Source organism: Paraburkholderia terrae (assembly GCF_002902925.1).
Taxonomy (GTDB): Bacteria; Pseudomonadota; Gammaproteobacteria; order Burkholderiales; family Burkholderiaceae; genus Paraburkholderia; species Paraburkholderia terrae.
The window spans coordinates 2,921,726-2,938,520 of sequence record NZ_CP026112.1; the positions used below are offsets into that span (position 1 = coordinate 2,921,726).

Genomic DNA, 16,795 nt, shown 5'->3' on the forward strand with positions numbered 1-16,795 from the left:
CGCCGCCACGCTTACGCAAATCCCCTGTTTCAGATGCCGGGAGACATCATCGTGCCGAACACGCCGAACCAGCCACGCCCGCTCGACAACCTGCCGCCGCAACGTGTCGTCGATATCGATCGCCTCACGGTCGCGTTCCGTCGCGGCGAGACCACGTTCAACGCGGTGCGCGACCTGTCGCTCACCGTCGATCGCGGCGAAACGCTCGCCATCGTCGGTGAATCGGGCTCGGGCAAATCGGTGACGTCGCTCGCTTTGATGCGCCTCGTCGAACATGGCGGCGGAAGCATCGCAAACGGCAGCATCGCGTTTCGCCGGCACAACGGCAACGTGCTCGACCTTGCGAGGGCAACTCAATCCACCATGCGTTCCGTTCGCGGCGCGGACATCGCGATGATCTTCCAGGAACCGATGACGTCGCTCAATCCCGTCTTCACGGTCGGCGATCAGATTGGCGAAGCGATCGCGCTTCATCAGAACATGAGCCGCAGTCAGGCGCATGCTGAAACGCTGCGTCTGCTCGATCTCGTGCGCATTCCCGAAGCGCGCCGCGTGGCCGCGCGCTATCCGCATCAGTTGTCGGGCGGCATGCGGCAGCGGGTGATGATCGCGATGGCGCTGTCGTGCAAGCCGTCTCTGCTGATCGCCGACGAGCCGACCACCGCGCTCGACGTGACGATCCAGGCGCAGATCCTGCAACTGATACGCGGCCTGCAGGACGAGATGAACATGGGCGTGATCTTCATCACGCACGACATGGGCGTCGTCGCGGAAGTGGCGGATCGCGTGCTGGTGATGTATCGCGGCGACAAGGTCGAAGAAGGCGAGTCGGCGACACTGTTCGCGGCGCCCACGCATCCTTATACGAAAGCGCTGCTCGCGGCCGTGCCAAAGCTCGGCTCGATGCAGGGCACTGACGCGCCCGCGAAGTTTTCGTTGCTCAAGCTCGACGGCGAACATGCACAGCAGCCGCTTCCCGAAGACAAGACGACATCGGAAGCATCGAACCAGGCACAGCCAATTCTCCGCGTGCGCGATCTCGTCACGCGTTTCCCTGTGCGCAGCGGTCTGTTCGGCAAGCTCACAGGCCGCGTGCATGCCGTCGAGCGCGTCAGCTTCGATCTGCATGCGGGCGAAACGCTCGCGCTAGTCGGCGAATCCGGTTGCGGCAAATCGACGACGGGGCGCTCGCTGTTGAGGCTCGTCGAAAGCCAGAGCGGCAGCATCGAGTTCGACGGCAAGGACATCAGTTCGCTCACCGGTCCTTCGCTGCAGGCTTTGCGCCGCGATATCCAGTTCATCTTCCAGGACCCGTTCGCGTCGCTCAATCCGCGCCTGACGGTCGGCTTCTCGATCATGGAGCCGCTGCTCGTACACAACGTCGCGAGCGGTAAGGAAGCGCAGGAACGCGTCGCGTGGCTGCTCGACAAGGTCGGCCTGCCCGCCGACGCCGCGCGCCGCTATCCGCATGAATTCTCCGGCGGCCAGCGTCAGCGCATCGCGATTGCGCGTGCGCTCGCGCTCAATCCGAAAGTCGTGATCGCGGACGAATCAGTGTCGGCGCTCGACGTCTCCGTGCAGGCGCAGATCGTCAATCTGATGCTGGATCTGCAGCGCGAGTTGGGTGTGGCGTATCTGTTCATCTCGCACGACATGGCCGTCGTCGAGCGCATCAGTCATCGCGTCGCGGTGATGTATCTCGGCCAGATCGTCGAGATCGGACCGCGTCGCGCGGTGTTCGAGTCGCCGCAGCATCCGTACACGAAGAAGCTGATGGGCGCCGTGCCCGTCGCCGATCCTGCACGCCGCCACGCGAAGCGCATGCTCGCCGCCGACGAATTACCCAGCCCGATTCGCGCGCTCGACAACGAGCCCGTCGTCGCGCCGCTCGTCGCCGTGGGCCCGGATCATTTCGTGGCCGCGCATCGGATTGGCGGCACTTATTAGCAATGTGGCACATCACGCATTACCGGCAACAACCCCTTAGCCGCGCAGACCAGCGGCATAACAACAGGCAGTTCCCTCGCTCAGTGGAGTTCTGAAACGATGACTACGCTTCTCTTCTCTCAACCGTTGCGCCTGCGTTCGCTCGTGACGAGCGGCGCGCTGGTCTTTGCGATGCTCGCGTCGGGCGCCGCGCACGCGGCAACGACGGCCGTGATGGCCGTCGATTCGACGTTCACGACGCTCGACCCGTACGACGCCAACGACACCCTTTCGCAAGCCGTATCGAAGTCGTTCTATCAAGGTCTGTTCGGCTTCGACAAGGACATGAAGCTGGTCAACGTGCTCGCGACGAGCTACGAGGCGAGCCCCGATGCACGCGTCTACACGTTCAAGCTGCGCCAGGGCGTGAAGTTCCAGGACGGCACCGACTTCAACGCAGCCGCCGTGAAAGCGACGTTCGACCGCGTCACGGACCCGGCGAACAAGCTGAAGCGCTACAACATGTTCAGCCGCATCGAGAAGACGGAAGTGGTCGATCCGTACACGGTGAAGGTCACGCTGAAGGCGCCGTTCTCGGCGTTCATCAACGTGCTCGCGCATCCGTCGGCTGTGATGATCTCGCCAGCCGCGATGAAAAAGTATGGCAAGGATCTCGCGTTTCACCCGGTCGGCACGGGCCCGTTCGAACTCGTGAAGTGGGACCCGGCGGGCGATCTGACCGTGAAGAAGTTCGACGGTTACTGGAAGAAGGGCTATCCGAAGATCGACGAGATCGACTGGAAGCCGGTGGTCGACAACAACACGCGCGCCGCGCTCGTGCGCACGGGCGAAGCGGACTTCGCGTTCCGCATTCCGTTCGAGCAGGCCGCCGCGCTGCAATCGGAACCGAAAGTCGACATCATCGCCACGCCGTCGATCATCAACCGCTACGTCAGCCTGAACACGACGAAGAAGCCGTTCGACAACCCGAAGGTGCGCGAAGCGCTGAACTACGCGATCAACAAGGAAGCGCTCGCGAAGGTCGCGTTCTCGGGTTACGCCGTGCCCGCCGATGGCGTGATTCCCGAAGGCGTCGATTACGCGACGAAGCTCGGCCCCTGGCCGTACGATCCCGCGAAAGCACGCGCGCTGCTAAAAGAAGCAGGCTATCCGAACGGCTTCGAGACCACCCTCTGGTCGGCGTACAACAACTCGACTTCGCAGAAAGCGATTCAGTTCGTGCAGCAGCAACTGGCGCAAGTGGGCGTGAAGGCGAGCGTCGAAGCGCTCGAAGCGGGCCAGCGCGTTGCGAAGGTCGAAAGCGCGCAAGACCCGGCGACGGCGCCCGTGCGCATGTACTACATCGGCTGGTCGTCCTCGACGGGCGAAGCGGACTGGGGCATCACGCCGCTGCTCGCGTCGTCGTCGATTCCGCCGAAGCTCGTGAACACCGCGTACTACAAGAACGATACCGTCGACAGCGATCTCACCAAGGCGCTCGAAACCACGGACCGCACGCAGAAGGCCGCGCTCTATGGCGACGCGCAAAAGCGCATCTGGGCCGACGCGCCGTGGCTCTTCCTCGTCAAGGAGAAGGTCGTGTACGCGCGCAGCAAGCGGCTTGCGGGTGCGTACGTCGCGCCGGACGGCTCGTTCAACTTCGATGAAATCGCGCTGAAGTAATCGCTCGCACAGCGCTGGTCTCGATGTTCATGCGCAGAGGCCAGCGCGTTCGCTTCATGCAGCACATGCTTTTCGATGGCGGATCGCTCTCATGCTGAATTTTCTCGTCAAACGTCTGCTGGGCCTGCTGCCGACGCTCGTGATCGTCGCTGGCCTCGTGTTCCTGTTCGTACACATGCTGCCCGGCGACCCCGCGCGGCTCGCAGCCGGCCCCGAAGCCGACGATGCAACCGTCGCGCTCGTGCGCGCCGATCTCGGCCTCGACAAGCCGATGCCAACGCAGTTCGTGAACTTCTTCATGCGCACCGCGCATGGCGACTTCGGTATCTCGACGCGCAGCAAGCGCGCCGTCTCCGCGGAGATCGGCGAACGCTTCATGCCGACGCTGATGCTCACGCTCGTCAGCATGGTGTGGGCGGTGATCTTCGGCATGACGATCGGCATCGTGTCGGCCGTGTGGCGCAACAAGTGGCCCGACCGGCTCGGCATGACGATCGCGGTGTCGGGTATCTCGTTTCCCGCATTCGCGCTCGGCATGCTGCTGATGGAAGTGTTCTCGGTGAAGCTCGGCTGGCTGCCGATTGTCGGCGATGGCTCGTGGCGCAGCTACGTGCTGCCGTCCATCACGCTCGGCGCGGCTGTCGCCGCCGTGATGGCGCGCTTCACGCGGGCATCGTTCGTCGAGGTGCTGAACGAGGACTTCGTGCGTACTGCGCGCGCGAAAGGCGTCGCCGAGCAATGGGTCGTCATCAAGCACTGCCTGCGCAACGCGATGATTCCCGTCGTCACGATGATGGGTTTGCAGTTCGGTTTTCTGCTCGGCGGCTCGATCGTCGTCGAAGTGGTGTTCAACTGGCCGGGCATGGGACGCCTGCTGGTGGACGCCGTCGCGATGCGCGATTACCCCGTGATTCAGGCTGAAGTGCTGCTGTTCTCGCTGGAATTCATCGTCATCAATCTGGTCGTCGACGTGCTGTACGCCGTCATCAATCCGACCATCCGTTTCAAGTGAGGCCCGCATGAGCACGACCGCCGACAACACCCGCGCCGTCTCTTCTACCCACGAAGAACCCGCGATCCGCACGCCATGGAGCGAGTTCTGGCGCAAGTTCCGCAAGCAGCATGTCGCCCTCGCGGCGGGTGTGTTCGTGTTGCTGCTCATCGTCGTATCGATTGTGGGCCCACATATCGTTCCGTTCGACCCCGAAAACTATTTCGACTACGACGCGCTAAATGCTGGGCCATCGGCTGCGCACTGGTTCGGCGTCGATTCGCTGGGCCGCGATATCTTCAGCCGCATCGTCGCGGGTACGCGCATTTCGCTTGCGGCGGGTTTCATGTCGGTGGCGATCGGTGCGATTATCGGCACGCTCTTCGGTTTGCTCGCGGGCTATTACGAAGGCTGGTGGGACCGCATCACGATGCGCGTCGCCGACGTGCTGTTCGCGTTCCCCGGCATTCTGCTCGCCATCGGCATCGTCGCGATTCTCGGCAACGGCATGATCAACGTGATCGCAGCCGTCGCCGTGTTCAGCATTCCGGCGTTCGCGCGGCTCGTGCGCGGCAACACGCTGATGCTCAAGCAACTGACGTATATCGAAGCGGCGCGCAGCATCGGCGCGTCGGACTGGACCATCATCATGCGGCACATTTTGCCGGGCACGATTTCGTCGGTGGTCGTGTATCTGACGATGCGCATCGGCACGTCGATCATCACGGCGGCGAGCCTGTCGTTTCTCGGCCTGGGCGCGCAGCCGCCGACGCCCGAGTGGGGCGCGATGCTTAACGAAGCACGCGCCGATATGGTGACGGCGCCGCATATCGCTCTCTTTCCGAGCCTCGCTATCTTCCTGACCGTGCTCGCGTTCAACCTGCTCGGCGACGGCTTGCGCGACGCGCTCGATCCGAAGCTGGACCGGCCATGAATGTGCTTTCGATGCCGCATGTCGGCGTGTTGCCCGCAGGCGCGTTGGGCACGATTGCCGATGTGCCCGGCGTGACGGTTGGGCATTGCACGCTCGCTGATGGCCCGATACAGACGGGCGTGACCGTGGTTCGTGCCCATCGTGATGATCCGTATCGTCACAAGGTGCCCGCTGCTACGAGCGTGATAAACGGCTTCGGCAAGAGCATCGGACTCGTGCAGGTCGAAGAACTCGGTGTGCTCGAAACGCAGATTGCGTTGACCAATACGTTCGGTGTCGCGGCTGTCGCGCAGGCGCAGATTCGCTCCGCCATTGCCAGCAATCCGCAGATTGGACGCGATTGGTCGACCGTCAATCCGCTTGTGTTCGAATGTAACGACGGTTACCTGAACGATATTCAGGCGCTTGCCGTTGAAGACAAGCACTACGTCGCAGCGTTCGATGCGGCGGCATCCGGGTTCCAACGTGGCTCCGTCGGCGCAGGTCGCGGCATGTCGAGCTTCGATCTGAAAGGCGGTATCGGCTCGGCCTCGCGCGTGGTGAACGTGGCAGGCAAAGACTTCACTGTCGGTGCGTTGGTACTCGCGAACTTCGGGCGACTGCCGATGTTGACTATCGATGGCGTGCCGCTTGGGCGCGAACTGCATCGACGTAAGCAGTCGGCCACGACGGCAACGGCAACAAAACCCGAGCAAGGCTCGATCATCATGATCGTCGCCACCGATGCGCCTCTCGATTCGCGCCAGCTCAAGCGCCTGTCGATGCGCGCCGCCGCGGGTCTCGCACGCACCGGTTCGGTTTACGGACATGGCAGCGGCGATATCGCGCTCGCGTTCTCGACGGCGTGGACTGTTCCGCATGAAGGCGACTTCGTCGCAACGCCACCGCTGCTCAGTGACGCGCGTCTCGACCCACTGTTTCACGCATGCGCGGATAGCGTCGAACAGGCAATCATCGATGCATTGTGGTCAGCCACCTCGGTCACGGGGCGCGACGCACACACGCGTCTTTCGCTGCTTGAAGCGGCACCCGATCTCGAACAACTGTTGAAACGGCACACAGCATGAAAGTACTGATATCCGTCGATATCGAAGGCGTGGCAGGCGTTGTGAATTCGGAGCAGACGCGCGCGGGCAATGGCGAATATGAACGCGCGCGCCGCTGGATGACGCTCGAAGCAAGCGCTGCTATCGAAGGCGCATTCGCGGGCGGCGCAACGGACGTCTGGGTCAACGACTCGCACGGCGGCTTTCGCAATCTGTTGCCCGACATGCTCGACGCACGCGCCAATGTGATACTCGGCAAGCCGCGCACGCTCGGCATGATGGCGGGCCTCGAATACGGGCCGCAACTCGTGTTCATGATCGGCTATCACGCGATGGCGCAAAGTCGCGGCATTCTCGCGCATACGATCAACAGCTTTGCCTTTACGCGCGTAACGATGAACGGACGCGATGTGGGAGAAGCCGGGATCTATGGAGCATTGGCTCGCGAGTACGGCGCGAGCGTTGTACTGCTTTCGGGCGACGATGTGTTCGCCGAAGAGACGCAGCCCATGTTTCCGGACGCAACCTTCGTGGTCACCAAGAACGCGACAGGTTTTGGAAGCGGTGTGACCCAAACTCCGGATCGTGCATGCACCGCGATCAAAGAATCAGCACGCGACGTTGTCGCGAAGTTTGAAGGACGAGCCGTTGGGCAACGCCTTAAGCCTGAACCCGTCCATATCGAACTGCGCGTGCAAACTACCGCGCTCGCCGATCTGTTTGCGCAGATGCCGTCACTGGAACGCGTGGACGGCGTAACGTTGCGCTTTTCGACACCGTCAGTCGAGCATGCGGTGCGCACGCTGAATTGCCTGTCGGCGATGTCGTTCATGTTGCGCTGACCTGTCTTTCCGGATCAGCGCAACCTCTTGAGTAAGCGGCAACCTCAAACCCGCCGCTTGCTCCGCCGGAACTGATCGAACAGCACTGCCAGCAGCAGAATCCCACCGCGAATCAGATACTGATAAAACGTCGGCACATTCAACAAACTCATCGCGTCCTGCACCGAGCCCATAATCAGCACGCCGACCAGCACGCCCGAAATCGTCGCGACACCACCCGTCAGCGACACGCCACCCAGCACGCAAGCCGAAATCACACCGAGTTCCAGACCCACCGACGTCTTCGGATCGCCGAGACTCATCCGCGACGCGAGCATCACACCCGCGAAACCCGTCACCAGCCCTTGCAGCACGAACACCGTGATCTTGATACGCGTAACCGGCAGACCCGCCAGCAACGCAGCCTCGCTATTGCCGCCGACCGCCAGCACGTTCTTGCCGAACACCGTCTTGCGCAGCAAAAAGCCGAACAGCACAAAGCCGACGATGTTGCTCCAGATCGGAAACGAAATACCGAGGAACGAGCCGCCGCCGAGATCGAAGAAGCTCTCTTCCGAGATCATCACCGCATCGCCGTTCGACGTGATGAACGCGAGACCGCGCACCACTTCCATCATCGCGAGCGTGACGATCAGCGAATTGATCTTGTAGCGCGCAATCAGCACGCCGTTCACCATCCCGACCGCGCCGCCCGCCAGCACGCCCGCAGCGACGCCGAGCATCACACTATGCGTCGCCGTAATCAGCGTCGATGCCACCACGCCCGAAAACGCGACAATCGACGCCACCGACAAATCCACTTCGCCGAGCGCCAGCACGAACATCATCGTCACGGAGATCGAGCCGATCAGCGTGACCGAGAGCAACAGACCCTGCATGTTGCGGGTCGTCAGAAAGTCGGGCACCGCAAACGACAGCACCGCGAACAGAATGACGAACACCATCACGATGCCCGACTTGTTGATCAGGTCCCACGTGCGCGCCGCGTGCGCGGCCGCGCCGGGCGATGCGGCGTGATTGGCTGCCGGCTCGGTCGCCGGACGTGTGCTCGGTGTTTGCATGGTCTTCCAGTTCCGTGGTCTACGTGGTGCGTTGTTGCGCGCGCTGCATTACTGCGGCAAAGCGAGTTTGATCAGTTGATCGGGCGTGGCCTGCGCTTTCGGCAGATCGCCGACGATGCGCCCTTCCTTCATCACCAGCACGCGGTCCGCAATGCCGATCACTTCCGCGAGATCGCTCGATACGACGATCACCGTGCGCCCCGCTTCCGCGAGGTCGTACAGCAGATCGTAGATTTCCGCGCGCGCGCCGACGTCGATGCCGCGCGTCGGTTCGTCGAGCAGAAACACGTCGATGCGTTCCGCGAGCCAGCGCGACAGGATCACTTTCTGCTGGTTGCCGCCCGACAACGTGCCAATCACGGTTTCCGTGTTGCGCGTCTTGATCGACAGCTTGTCGATGTATTCGCGCGTCAGGTCGCGTTCGCGCTTGCCGTTCAGCAGAAAGCTCAACGGGCTAAAATGCCGGCGCGCGCTGATGTTCAGGTTGTCGGCCACGGAAGCAATCGCAACGATGCCTTCCTGCTTGCGGTCTTCTGGGCACAGCGCGATACCTGCGCGCACCGCGTCGCGCGGCGTTGCAAACGACACACGCTTGCCGTTCAGTTCGACATGGCCGCTTGCCGGCCGCGTCGCGCCATAGAGCAGCTTCATCAACTCGGAGCGCCCCGCGCCCACGAGCCCGAAGAAGCCGACAATCTCGCCCTTGCGCGCAGTGAAGGAGACCGGAGCGGAAAGCCCCGGCCCCATCAACTGCTTCGCTTCAAGCTGTACCTCGCCCGCCGTACGCGGACGATATCCATACACATCGCGAATCGAGCGGCCCACCATACAGCTGATGAGCCGGTCGCGATCCAGGTCCGCAACGGAATCGAAGGTCTCGATCCGGCGGCCGTCACGAAACACGGTGACGCGGTCGCACAGTTCGTAGACCTCGTCCATCCGGTGCGTGACATAAATCACTGCGCGCCCCTGCGCGCGCAATGCATTGATGATCTTGAAGAGCCGTTCCGTCTCGCGCGCGGACAGCGAACTGGTCGGTTCGTCGAAGGCGATCGCGCGCGCATCGCGCATCAGCGCCTTGCCGATTTCGATCATCTGCCGCTGACCGATCGACAGGCTCTTCACCTGCGTATTCGGATCGATCGATTCGCCCAGCCGCTCCAGCTCCGTCATCGCGCGTTTTACGAGCGCTTTCTCGTCGAGCACGCCGAAGCGGTTCGGCAACTGCCCGAGCATCAGGTTCTCAGCGACCGTCAGCTCGGGCACAAGATGCAGTTCCTGATAGATGATCGCGATGCCCGCCTCGATCGCGGCCTTCGTCGTCGTGAACTTGTGTTCGACGCCCGCGAGGCGCAATGCGCCCGCCTGCGTCTGGTTCACGCCCGACAGCACCTTCAGCAGCGTCGACTTGCCCGCGCCGTTCTCGCCCATCAGGCCGTGTACTTCGCCTCCGCGTACGTCGAACGACACGTTGTCGAGCGCCACCACGCCTGGAAACGCGACGGTGATGCCGTCGAGCTGGAGATGCGTGGCGGACGCCGTCAACGGCTGTTCCGAGGGAGCAACGTAAGTGGCATTAGTGGCGCTGGCGGCGTCATTCGCGTTCATCGTGTTTTGCATCCGTTCTACTGCATCAGATTCCGAGTTCCGTCCGCACGTCCTTCCAGTTCTCGCGCGTCATCAGCTTGCCCGTGGTCTGCGTGTCAGCAGGCGGCTGCTTGCCCGACTTGATCCAGTCGACGAGGTTCTGCGTGCTCTGCTTGCCGTGGTTCGTCGAGCTGACGGCGATCGTGCCGTAGAAGCCCGTCGGTTCCTTCTTCTGGAACTCGGCGAACGCTTCGCCCGCGCCGTTGATGCCCACGCCGATCACGTCCGAACCGGGAATGTGCAGTTGCTCGGTGGCGCGCACGCCGCCCAGCACGCTCTCCTCGTTCAGCGCAAAGATCACCCACTTCTTGATGTTCGGGTGCTTCGACAGCACGGGCGACGCTGCGTTGAAGCCGCCTTCGTCGTCGGTGGTCTTTTGCGGCGCGTCGAAGATGTTGTCCTTCTTGAAGCCGTTGGCGAGCAGCGATTCGGTTGCGCCGTCGGTGCGCAGCTTGGCCGTCGGCAACTCGTAGTCGGTGATGCGGATCGCGCCCACTTCCTCCGGCTTCCAGCCGCGCTTCTTCATTTCGTCGGTGATCGCCGTGCCAACCTGATTGCCGATCTTGAATGCCGACATGCCCAGATGCGGCACGTTCGCGAGCGGCTTGCCCGTCGAGTCGACCAGTTGATCGTCCACCGTCACGAACTTCATGTTGTAGCGCTTGGCGCGCGCCTGAATCGCCGGTCCGAGACGTACGTCGGGCGGGCAGATCACGAAGCCCTGCGCGCCTTGTGCGCCGAGGTTGTCGATCGCGGCGAGCACTTTCTCGCCATCGGGCGCGCCGATGTTCACGACCGAGAAGCCTTCCTTCTGGCCCAAAGCCGCCGCCGCTTTCTGCTCGTTGATGAACCATGCCTGCTCCGGCATTTTCACGAGCACGCCGATTTTCAGCGGCGTATCCGCGTGTGCGGTCATCTGCACGGCGAACGGCGCGGCCAACAGCGCGGCGGCCATCGCGGACAAAGTGAGGCGTCTAAGCTTACGGGTCATGCTTGTCTCCTTGGATCAGGTCGTTGCTTGTGGTTGTTCGAATCAGCGCTTAACAGGTCTAACGGGACGACCAGGCCCGCGCATCTCTCAGGCTCTAGTCGTGAAACGGCTCGACCTCGTGACGACGGCCAAGCAGGAATGCATCGGCGACCAGCCGCAGCGGGCGCACATCCACGTCGTGCTCGCCATGCGTGATCAGCCAGTGAAACCGCTCGTACAGCGACGGATACTCGCGCTCGGGTCCGAGCTCGACCGGCTTGCCCGCGATCGCGAGCTTCTTGCCGCCTTCGCTCAGATGCAGCACGCCGTCCGTCGTCTTCACTTCGATTTCCCATTGCTCGACGGGACCATGACGCCAGTCGAATTCGGCGCGCACGTGTACGCCCGCTTCGTCGATGAAATCGAGTTCGGCGGCAATCGGCGTCTGCACGTTGGCGGGCACCGAGAGCGTCGCCTCGCGCAGAATGACTTCGCGCGGCAGCATGTGCGTGATGATCGACAGCGCGTTGATGCCCGGATCGAACACGCCGAGTCCACCCGGCGTCCAGATCCACGCCTGGCCCGGATGCCAGCGGCGCACGTCTTCCTTCCAGCGCACCTGCACTTCCTGCAACGTGCGCGAGGCAAGCCATTCACGCGCTGTTTCGACAGCGGGCGCGTAACGCGAATGCCATGTCGCGAACAGCGTGCGGCCCGCGTTGCGTGCCATCGCACGCAGTACGTCCACTTCATGCACGCTCGCGCCAGGCGGCTTTTCGAGCATCACGTGCTTGCCGGCCGCGAGCGCGACGCGCGCCTGATCGAAGCGCACCTGCGGCGTCGCGCAGAGCGACACGGCGTCGAGTTGCGGCTCGTTGGCCAGCATCTCTTCGATGGTCTTGTAGTTGCGCACGCCGTCGACCTGCGCATTGCGGCTCGCGCAAGCAACCAGTTCGAAGCCGTCGAGCGCGGCGATAGCGGGAAGATGCTGGTCGCGCGCAATCTTGCCGACGCCGACGATGCCAATGGAAAGTCTGTTGTTCATATAGTGAGCTTCGAGGGACTAACGGATTGTTAGCGGCCTCAGCGTAACGCAAGCGTATTCAACACGCGTACGAGTTCGCATGAATCGACGCGTGCGGCATTCGACAGCGAGTCGACCTGCGGAGCGAGTCGCACAACGTGGGATTCGAAGAAGCGTTTACCCGACATTGCCACTATTTGAGACTCCTCATTTTCATCACGCTGCCGACTCGCCTTTGAACATGCCGCCGACGAATTAGCCAAACTATATGCGCGGAGCCGAACGGTTGTGATTGGTGTTTTCCCCCATGCACAACACCCAAAAGTCATTCTATTTATCAAGTTGAGCAACGTGTACGAAGTATTACAGCGCACTACGTACCCGCTATTTAAGACATTCTGCCGACAATAGACTTTTCAAAAGTTTGCTTGTAAGCCCTAATGGACATCGACGCGAGTCGTGCATATAGTCTTACTATATTTGAACAATACTGAACGAGACACCATGACCGACCAACCCCGCAAACTGCGCTCCGCCGCCTGGTTCGGCACCGCCGACAAGAACGGCTTCATGTACCGCAGCTGGATGAAGAACCAGGGCATCCCCGATCACGAATTCGCCGGCAAGCCGATCATCGGCATCTGCAATACGTGGTCCGAGCTGACGCCGTGCAACGCGCATTTCCGCAAGCTCGCCGAGCACGTGAAGCGCGGCGTGTATGAAGCGGGTGGTTTCCCCGTCGAGTTCCCGGTGTTCTCGAACGGCGAGTCGAACCTGCGGCCCACGGCCATGTTCACGCGCAATCTCGCGAGCATGGATGTCGAGGAATCGATTCGCGGCAATCCCATCGACGCCGTCGTGCTGCTCGCCGGCTGCGACAAGACCACGCCCGCGCTGCTGATGGGCGCGGCCAGTTGCGACGTACCCGCGATCGTCGTGAGCGGCGGGCCGATGCTCAACGGCAAGCATGAAGGGCGCGACATCGGCTCGGGCACGGTCGTGTGGCAACTGAGCGAACAGGTGAAGGCGGGCAAGATCTCGATTCACGAGTTCATGTCGGCGGAAGCGGGCATGTCGCGCTCGGCGGGCACCTGCAACACGATGGGCACCGCCTCGACGATGGCCTGCATGGCGGAAGCGCTCGGCGTCACGCTGCCGCACAACGCCGCGATTCCCGCCGTCGATTCGCGCCGCTATGTACTCGCGCATCTGTCGGGCATGCGTATCGTCGAGATGGCGTTGCAGGATGTGCGGTTGTCGAAGCTGCTCACGAAAGAAGCGTTCGAGAACGCGATCCGCGCGAATGCCGCGATCGGCGGCTCGACCAATGCGGCGATCCACCTGAAGGCGATTGCGGGCCGCATCGGCGTGAAGCTCGAACTGGACGACTGGACGCGCATCGGACGCGGCACGCCGACGCTCGTCGATCTTCAGCCTTCAGGCCGTTTCCTGATGGAAGAGTTTTACTATGCGGGCGGCTTGCCCGCCGTGCTGCGCAGGCTCGGCGAAGCGGGTCTGCTGCCGCATCCCGACGCGCTGACCGCGAACGGCAAAACGCTGTGGGAAAACAGCATCGACGCGCCGATCTACAACGACGAAGTGATCCGGCCGCTGGAGAAGCCGCTGCGCGAAGACGGCGGCCTGTGCGTGCTGCGCGGCAATCTCGCGCCCAATGGCGCGGTGCTCAAGCCGTCGGCGGCCACGCCTGCGCTGTTGAAGCATCGCGGCCGCGCCGTGGTGTTCGAGAACTTCGATGACTACAAGAAGCGCATCGCCGATCCCGAACTCGACGTGACGGCGGACTCCGTGCTCGTGATGAAGAACTGCGGCCCGAAGGGTTATCCCGGCATGGCGGAAGTCGGCAACATGGGCCTGCCGCCGAAGCTGCTTGCGCAGGGCGTGACGGACATGGTGCGAGTATCGGATGCGCGCATGAGCGGCACGGCATATGGCACGGTGGTGCTGCACGTGGCGCCCGAAGCGCGCGCGGGCGGGCCGCTTGCCGTGGTGCGCAACGGCGACTGGATCGAGCTGGACTGCGACGCGGGCCGTCTGCATGTCGATATCGACGAGAAGGAAATGACTGCGCGTCTTGCCGAATGGAAAGAGTCGCAACAACCCAATCCCGCCGATGCGAGCGGCTACCGCAACCTCTATATCGACCATGTGTTGCAGGCCGATCAGGGCTGCGATTTCGACTTCCTGGTGGGTTGTCGTGGCGCGGAAGTGCCGGCGCATTCGCATTGAACGCGCCGCGCTACGCAGCGTAGCGAATCAGCTCAGGCTGTGCGCGGCGATGCCGAGAATCGTATCGGCATCGACGCGCGCGTTTTCTAGCTGCACGAGGCTCGCCTGACGCGCGGCCAATGCATCGCGATTCTGGATCGCGGTGAGAATCGCCTTATGGCGCGGCAGCGATAACGCATGCGTGTCGGGATGGCGGCTCGTCAGCTTGATCGACTCCGACAACGCCAGCGACATCATGTTGCCGATATACGCGAGCATGTCGTTGTGCGTCGCAGCCATGATCGCGCGGTGAAATTCGAGGTCCGGCTCGAGCAGATCGCCGGCGCTTTGCGCGTGCTCCATGCGGTCGTACGCGGAGCCGATCCGCACCAGATCTTCGTCCGTGGCGGCCGTCGCGGCGAGCGCAGCCGCAGCCGGTTCGATGATGCGGCGCACCGTCATCAGCGACAGAAAGAACTCACCTTCGGGAATGCTGTTGAGCGTCCAGTAGAGCACGTCGGGATCGAGCATGTGCCACTCTTCGCGCGGCCGCACGACGCTGCCCACGCGCGGCTTCGAAACGACCAGCCCTTTGGCGACCAGCACGCGCGTCGCTTCGCGCAGCACGGGACGGCTCACGCCGTATTTTTCGCACAGCGTCGCTTCGGCGGGCAGACGTTCGCCTGGCGCCAGCCTGCCGCTGACGATCTCGATACCGAGTTCCTGCACGATCCGCGCATGCAGGCTTTTGCGTTTCTGAAGATGCCGGTAGTCCATGATGTATTTGTTGTGGCCGTGCGAATGCGGATAGCTGTACCGTTCCCGTTGCGGGCTGTGCAAGCATAGCATGGGGCGCACGCCCCGCCGTCCGCTTTGACGCAGTACGACGCGCTGCCATTATCGCGCTGGCCTGATGTCGCCATGCGTGCGCTGCGCCGCGTTGGGTTCGTTTTTTGCTTGATCGTTTGTGGACGGGCTGCTTTACTCAAAGGCAGCCCGGAAAACCCGTGCATTCAACTCGACATGGACCACGGCAATGAAGCTCAAACCGCTACTTCTGCTGCTCGCATGCGTGGCGGCGGCGAACGTCGGAACGGCCGCTACGCGCGACGAGCAGACCAAGGCCTGCAAGCACGACGCGATCAAGTTCTGCGCGATCCATATTCCCAACAAGGAGAAGATCGAAGCGTGCATGAAGCAGCACTACGACAAGCTGTCGCCGAAATGCCAGGCGATGTTCGACCCGCCTGACAATGACAGCGGCAGCCAGTCGTCGAGCTAGCCGCGCTTATCAACGTGCTGATCGTGCTCAGCCCGCTTTGACGAGCGGCACAACCACTTCGACCCGGCCCGTTTCGAGGCCGACCGTGTTACGCATGGCGCGCAAACGGAAACCATCGAGCGCTCGATGCGCAGCTTCGTCGCCGATGCCGAGCTTCGCCAGCAATTCAGCGACGATTGCATAGAGAATCGTCGAGTTGCCGTCTTCCACTTTCACCGCAATGCCGAGCGCGCCCTTCGCGCCGAGCTTCGCCGTCTGCGCCGACGCGCGCACGCCGATCGCATAGCTCGCGTCCGCGCCAACCTTGCCCACCAGCGCGCCTTGGAATGCGCTCATCAGCGCGGTGCAGAACCGACCTTCGCCCGCGACCATCTCCGGGTGGGACGTCATCGCGCGATAGATTTGCGAAAGCGCCCGGTCTCTTTTCGAATCCGTCGACACATGCCCGTCGGCGGCCCGCGCGAGCTTCATGTAAAGACGCGCGAGACGGTCGAGCGGGAACGCGGGCGTCGGCAGATTGCAGCCGTCCACAGCCCATTGCACGCCGTCGTCGGCCAGATCGCACGCGTCGGCAACCGTGCGCTTCACGAGCCGCTGTAACGGATGTTCCGGCAGATGGTAGTCGGCGAGCGCTGCACCGATCGCTCGCGCGCCCGCCAGCATGCCGGCGTGCTTGCCCGAACAGTTGCTGCACACTGCGCCCGGAATGAAGTCGCGCTTGATCCATGCGCGGTAGACGGCATCCGAAATGGGCGGATGGCCGCCGCAACGCAAATCGGCTTCCGTTGCCTGCGACTTGGCGAGCATGCGGCGTGCGCGTTCGATGTGTCGATCTTCGCTGCTGTGCGAGCCGCACATCAGCGCGAGGTCTGCGTCGTCGAAACCAAAGCGCTCGAGCGCGCCCGACTCGACAACGGCGAGCGCCTGAGCCGGCTTCGCTGCCGACCTGACCAGCGTGAAGCGCGACGGGTCGCCGCACGAATACAGCAGCGCCCCGTCCGTATCGACGACGGCCACGTGCGCGATATGCGTGTTCTCGACAACATCGCCGCGATAGACGGTTGCAGCAACGGACATCCCGGTCTCCTTATGTGTTCGGTTCGGTCTGCGCAACGGCAGACCATGCCGCCGGATTCTACAACCCTGCCAGGCGCGATACGTGC

The 16,795-nt window shown here is 62.7% G+C and carries 14 protein-coding genes; 8 read left to right on the plus strand and 6 right to left on the minus strand.

Features of this window, described 5'->3' with window-relative positions; all coding sequences use genetic code 11:
* The first annotated feature begins 33 nt into the window (after nucleotides 1-33).
* The 6 genes from C2L65_RS29370 to C2L65_RS29395 all read left to right on the plus strand — a co-directional run bounded on the left by C2L65_RS29370 (nucleotide 34) and on the right by C2L65_RS29395 (nucleotide 7,422).
* Entirely contained in the window at nucleotides 34-1,947 is a 1,914-nt protein-coding gene (locus tag C2L65_RS29370) for a dipeptide ABC transporter ATP-binding protein (RefSeq protein ID WP_042304464.1), read from the plus strand.
* Between the two features lie 99 nt (nucleotides 1,948-2,046).
* Nucleotides 2,047-3,609 carry a glutathione ABC transporter substrate-binding protein GsiB gene (gsiB, locus tag C2L65_RS29375; RefSeq protein ID WP_042304463.1) on the plus strand — a complete coding sequence of 521 codons (1,563 nt, stop codon included), beginning with the start codon at nucleotides 2,047-2,049 and terminating at the stop codon, nucleotides 3,607-3,609.
* A gap of 91 nt (nucleotides 3,610-3,700) precedes the next feature.
* Nucleotides 3,701-4,621, plus strand: coding sequence for a glutathione ABC transporter permease GsiC (gene gsiC, locus C2L65_RS29380; protein ID WP_042304462.1), 921 nt, complete (start codon nucleotides 3,701-3,703; stop codon nucleotides 4,619-4,621).
* A 7-nt stretch (nucleotides 4,622-4,628) separates the two neighbouring features.
* The gene (gene gsiD, locus C2L65_RS29385; RefSeq protein WP_042304461.1) at nucleotides 4,629-5,534 is read left to right on the plus strand and encodes a glutathione ABC transporter permease GsiD; all 906 of its coding nucleotides are present in this window, start codon (nucleotides 4,629-4,631) and stop codon (nucleotides 5,532-5,534) included.
* Nucleotides 5,531-6,601 (plus strand): DmpA family aminopeptidase, encoded by a 1,071-nt coding sequence (locus C2L65_RS29390; RefSeq protein WP_042304460.1) that lies wholly within the window; start codon nucleotides 5,531-5,533, stop codon nucleotides 6,599-6,601. Before gsiD ends, C2L65_RS29390 begins: the two co-directional genes overlap by 4 nt.
* Nucleotides 6,598-7,422: a M55 family metallopeptidase gene (locus tag C2L65_RS29395; protein WP_042304459.1), complete on the plus strand. Its 825-nt coding sequence runs from the start codon at nucleotides 6,598-6,600 to the stop codon at nucleotides 7,420-7,422. The genes C2L65_RS29390 and C2L65_RS29395 overlap by 4 nt, the downstream gene beginning before the upstream one ends.
* A 44-nt stretch (nucleotides 7,423-7,466) precedes the next feature.
* Here C2L65_RS29395 and araH read toward each other — a convergent pair whose 3' ends face one another.
* The 4 genes from araH to C2L65_RS29415 form a co-directional block, all read right to left on the minus strand.
* Nucleotides 7,467-8,483 carry an L-arabinose ABC transporter permease AraH gene (araH, locus tag C2L65_RS29400; RefSeq protein WP_042304458.1) on the minus strand — a complete coding sequence of 339 codons (1,017 nt, stop codon included), beginning with the start codon at nucleotides 8,481-8,483 and terminating at the stop codon, nucleotides 7,467-7,469.
* A 48-nt stretch (nucleotides 8,484-8,531) separates the two neighbouring features.
* Nucleotides 8,532-10,103 carry an L-arabinose ABC transporter ATP-binding protein AraG gene (gene araG / locus C2L65_RS29405; RefSeq protein WP_042304457.1) on the minus strand — a complete coding sequence of 524 codons (1,572 nt, stop codon included), beginning with the start codon at nucleotides 10,101-10,103 and terminating at the stop codon, nucleotides 8,532-8,534.
* Between the two features lie 13 nt (nucleotides 10,104-10,116).
* Nucleotides 10,117-11,121, minus strand: a complete 1,005-nt coding sequence (locus C2L65_RS29410; RefSeq protein WP_035998961.1) for an arabinose ABC transporter substrate-binding protein — start codon at nucleotides 11,119-11,121, stop codon at nucleotides 10,117-10,119.
* Nucleotides 11,122-11,215: 94 nt separating this feature from the next.
* The gene (locus C2L65_RS29415) at nucleotides 11,216-12,145 is read right to left on the minus strand and encodes a Gfo/Idh/MocA family protein (protein ID WP_042304456.1); all 930 of its coding nucleotides are present in this window, start codon (nucleotides 12,143-12,145) and stop codon (nucleotides 11,216-11,218) included.
* A gap of 483 nt (nucleotides 12,146-12,628) precedes the next feature.
* Here C2L65_RS29415 and C2L65_RS29420 point away from each other — a divergent pair, with 483 nt between their 5' ends.
* Nucleotides 12,629-14,371 carry an IlvD/Edd family dehydratase gene (locus C2L65_RS29420; protein WP_042304455.1) on the plus strand — a complete coding sequence of 581 codons (1,743 nt, stop codon included), beginning with the start codon at nucleotides 12,629-12,631 and terminating at the stop codon, nucleotides 14,369-14,371.
* 27 nt (nucleotides 14,372-14,398) lie between these two features.
* On the opposite strand, the gene C2L65_RS29425 is transcribed toward C2L65_RS29420, so the two are convergent.
* Nucleotides 14,399-15,127 (minus strand): FadR/GntR family transcriptional regulator, encoded by a 729-nt coding sequence (locus tag C2L65_RS29425; protein WP_035538213.1) that lies wholly within the window; start codon nucleotides 15,125-15,127, stop codon nucleotides 14,399-14,401.
* A 259-nt stretch (nucleotides 15,128-15,386) separates the two neighbouring features.
* Here C2L65_RS29425 and C2L65_RS29430 point away from each other — a divergent pair, with 259 nt between their 5' ends.
* Nucleotides 15,387-15,632 (plus strand): hypothetical protein, encoded by a 246-nt coding sequence (locus tag C2L65_RS29430; RefSeq protein WP_042304454.1) that lies wholly within the window; start codon nucleotides 15,387-15,389, stop codon nucleotides 15,630-15,632.
* Between the two features lie 27 nt (nucleotides 15,633-15,659).
* Here C2L65_RS29430 and C2L65_RS29435 read toward each other — a convergent pair whose 3' ends face one another.
* Nucleotides 15,660-16,709, minus strand: coding sequence for an asparaginase (locus C2L65_RS29435; RefSeq protein ID WP_042304453.1), 1,050 nt, complete (start codon nucleotides 16,707-16,709; stop codon nucleotides 15,660-15,662).
* Nucleotides 16,710-16,795 lie beyond the last annotated feature (86 nt).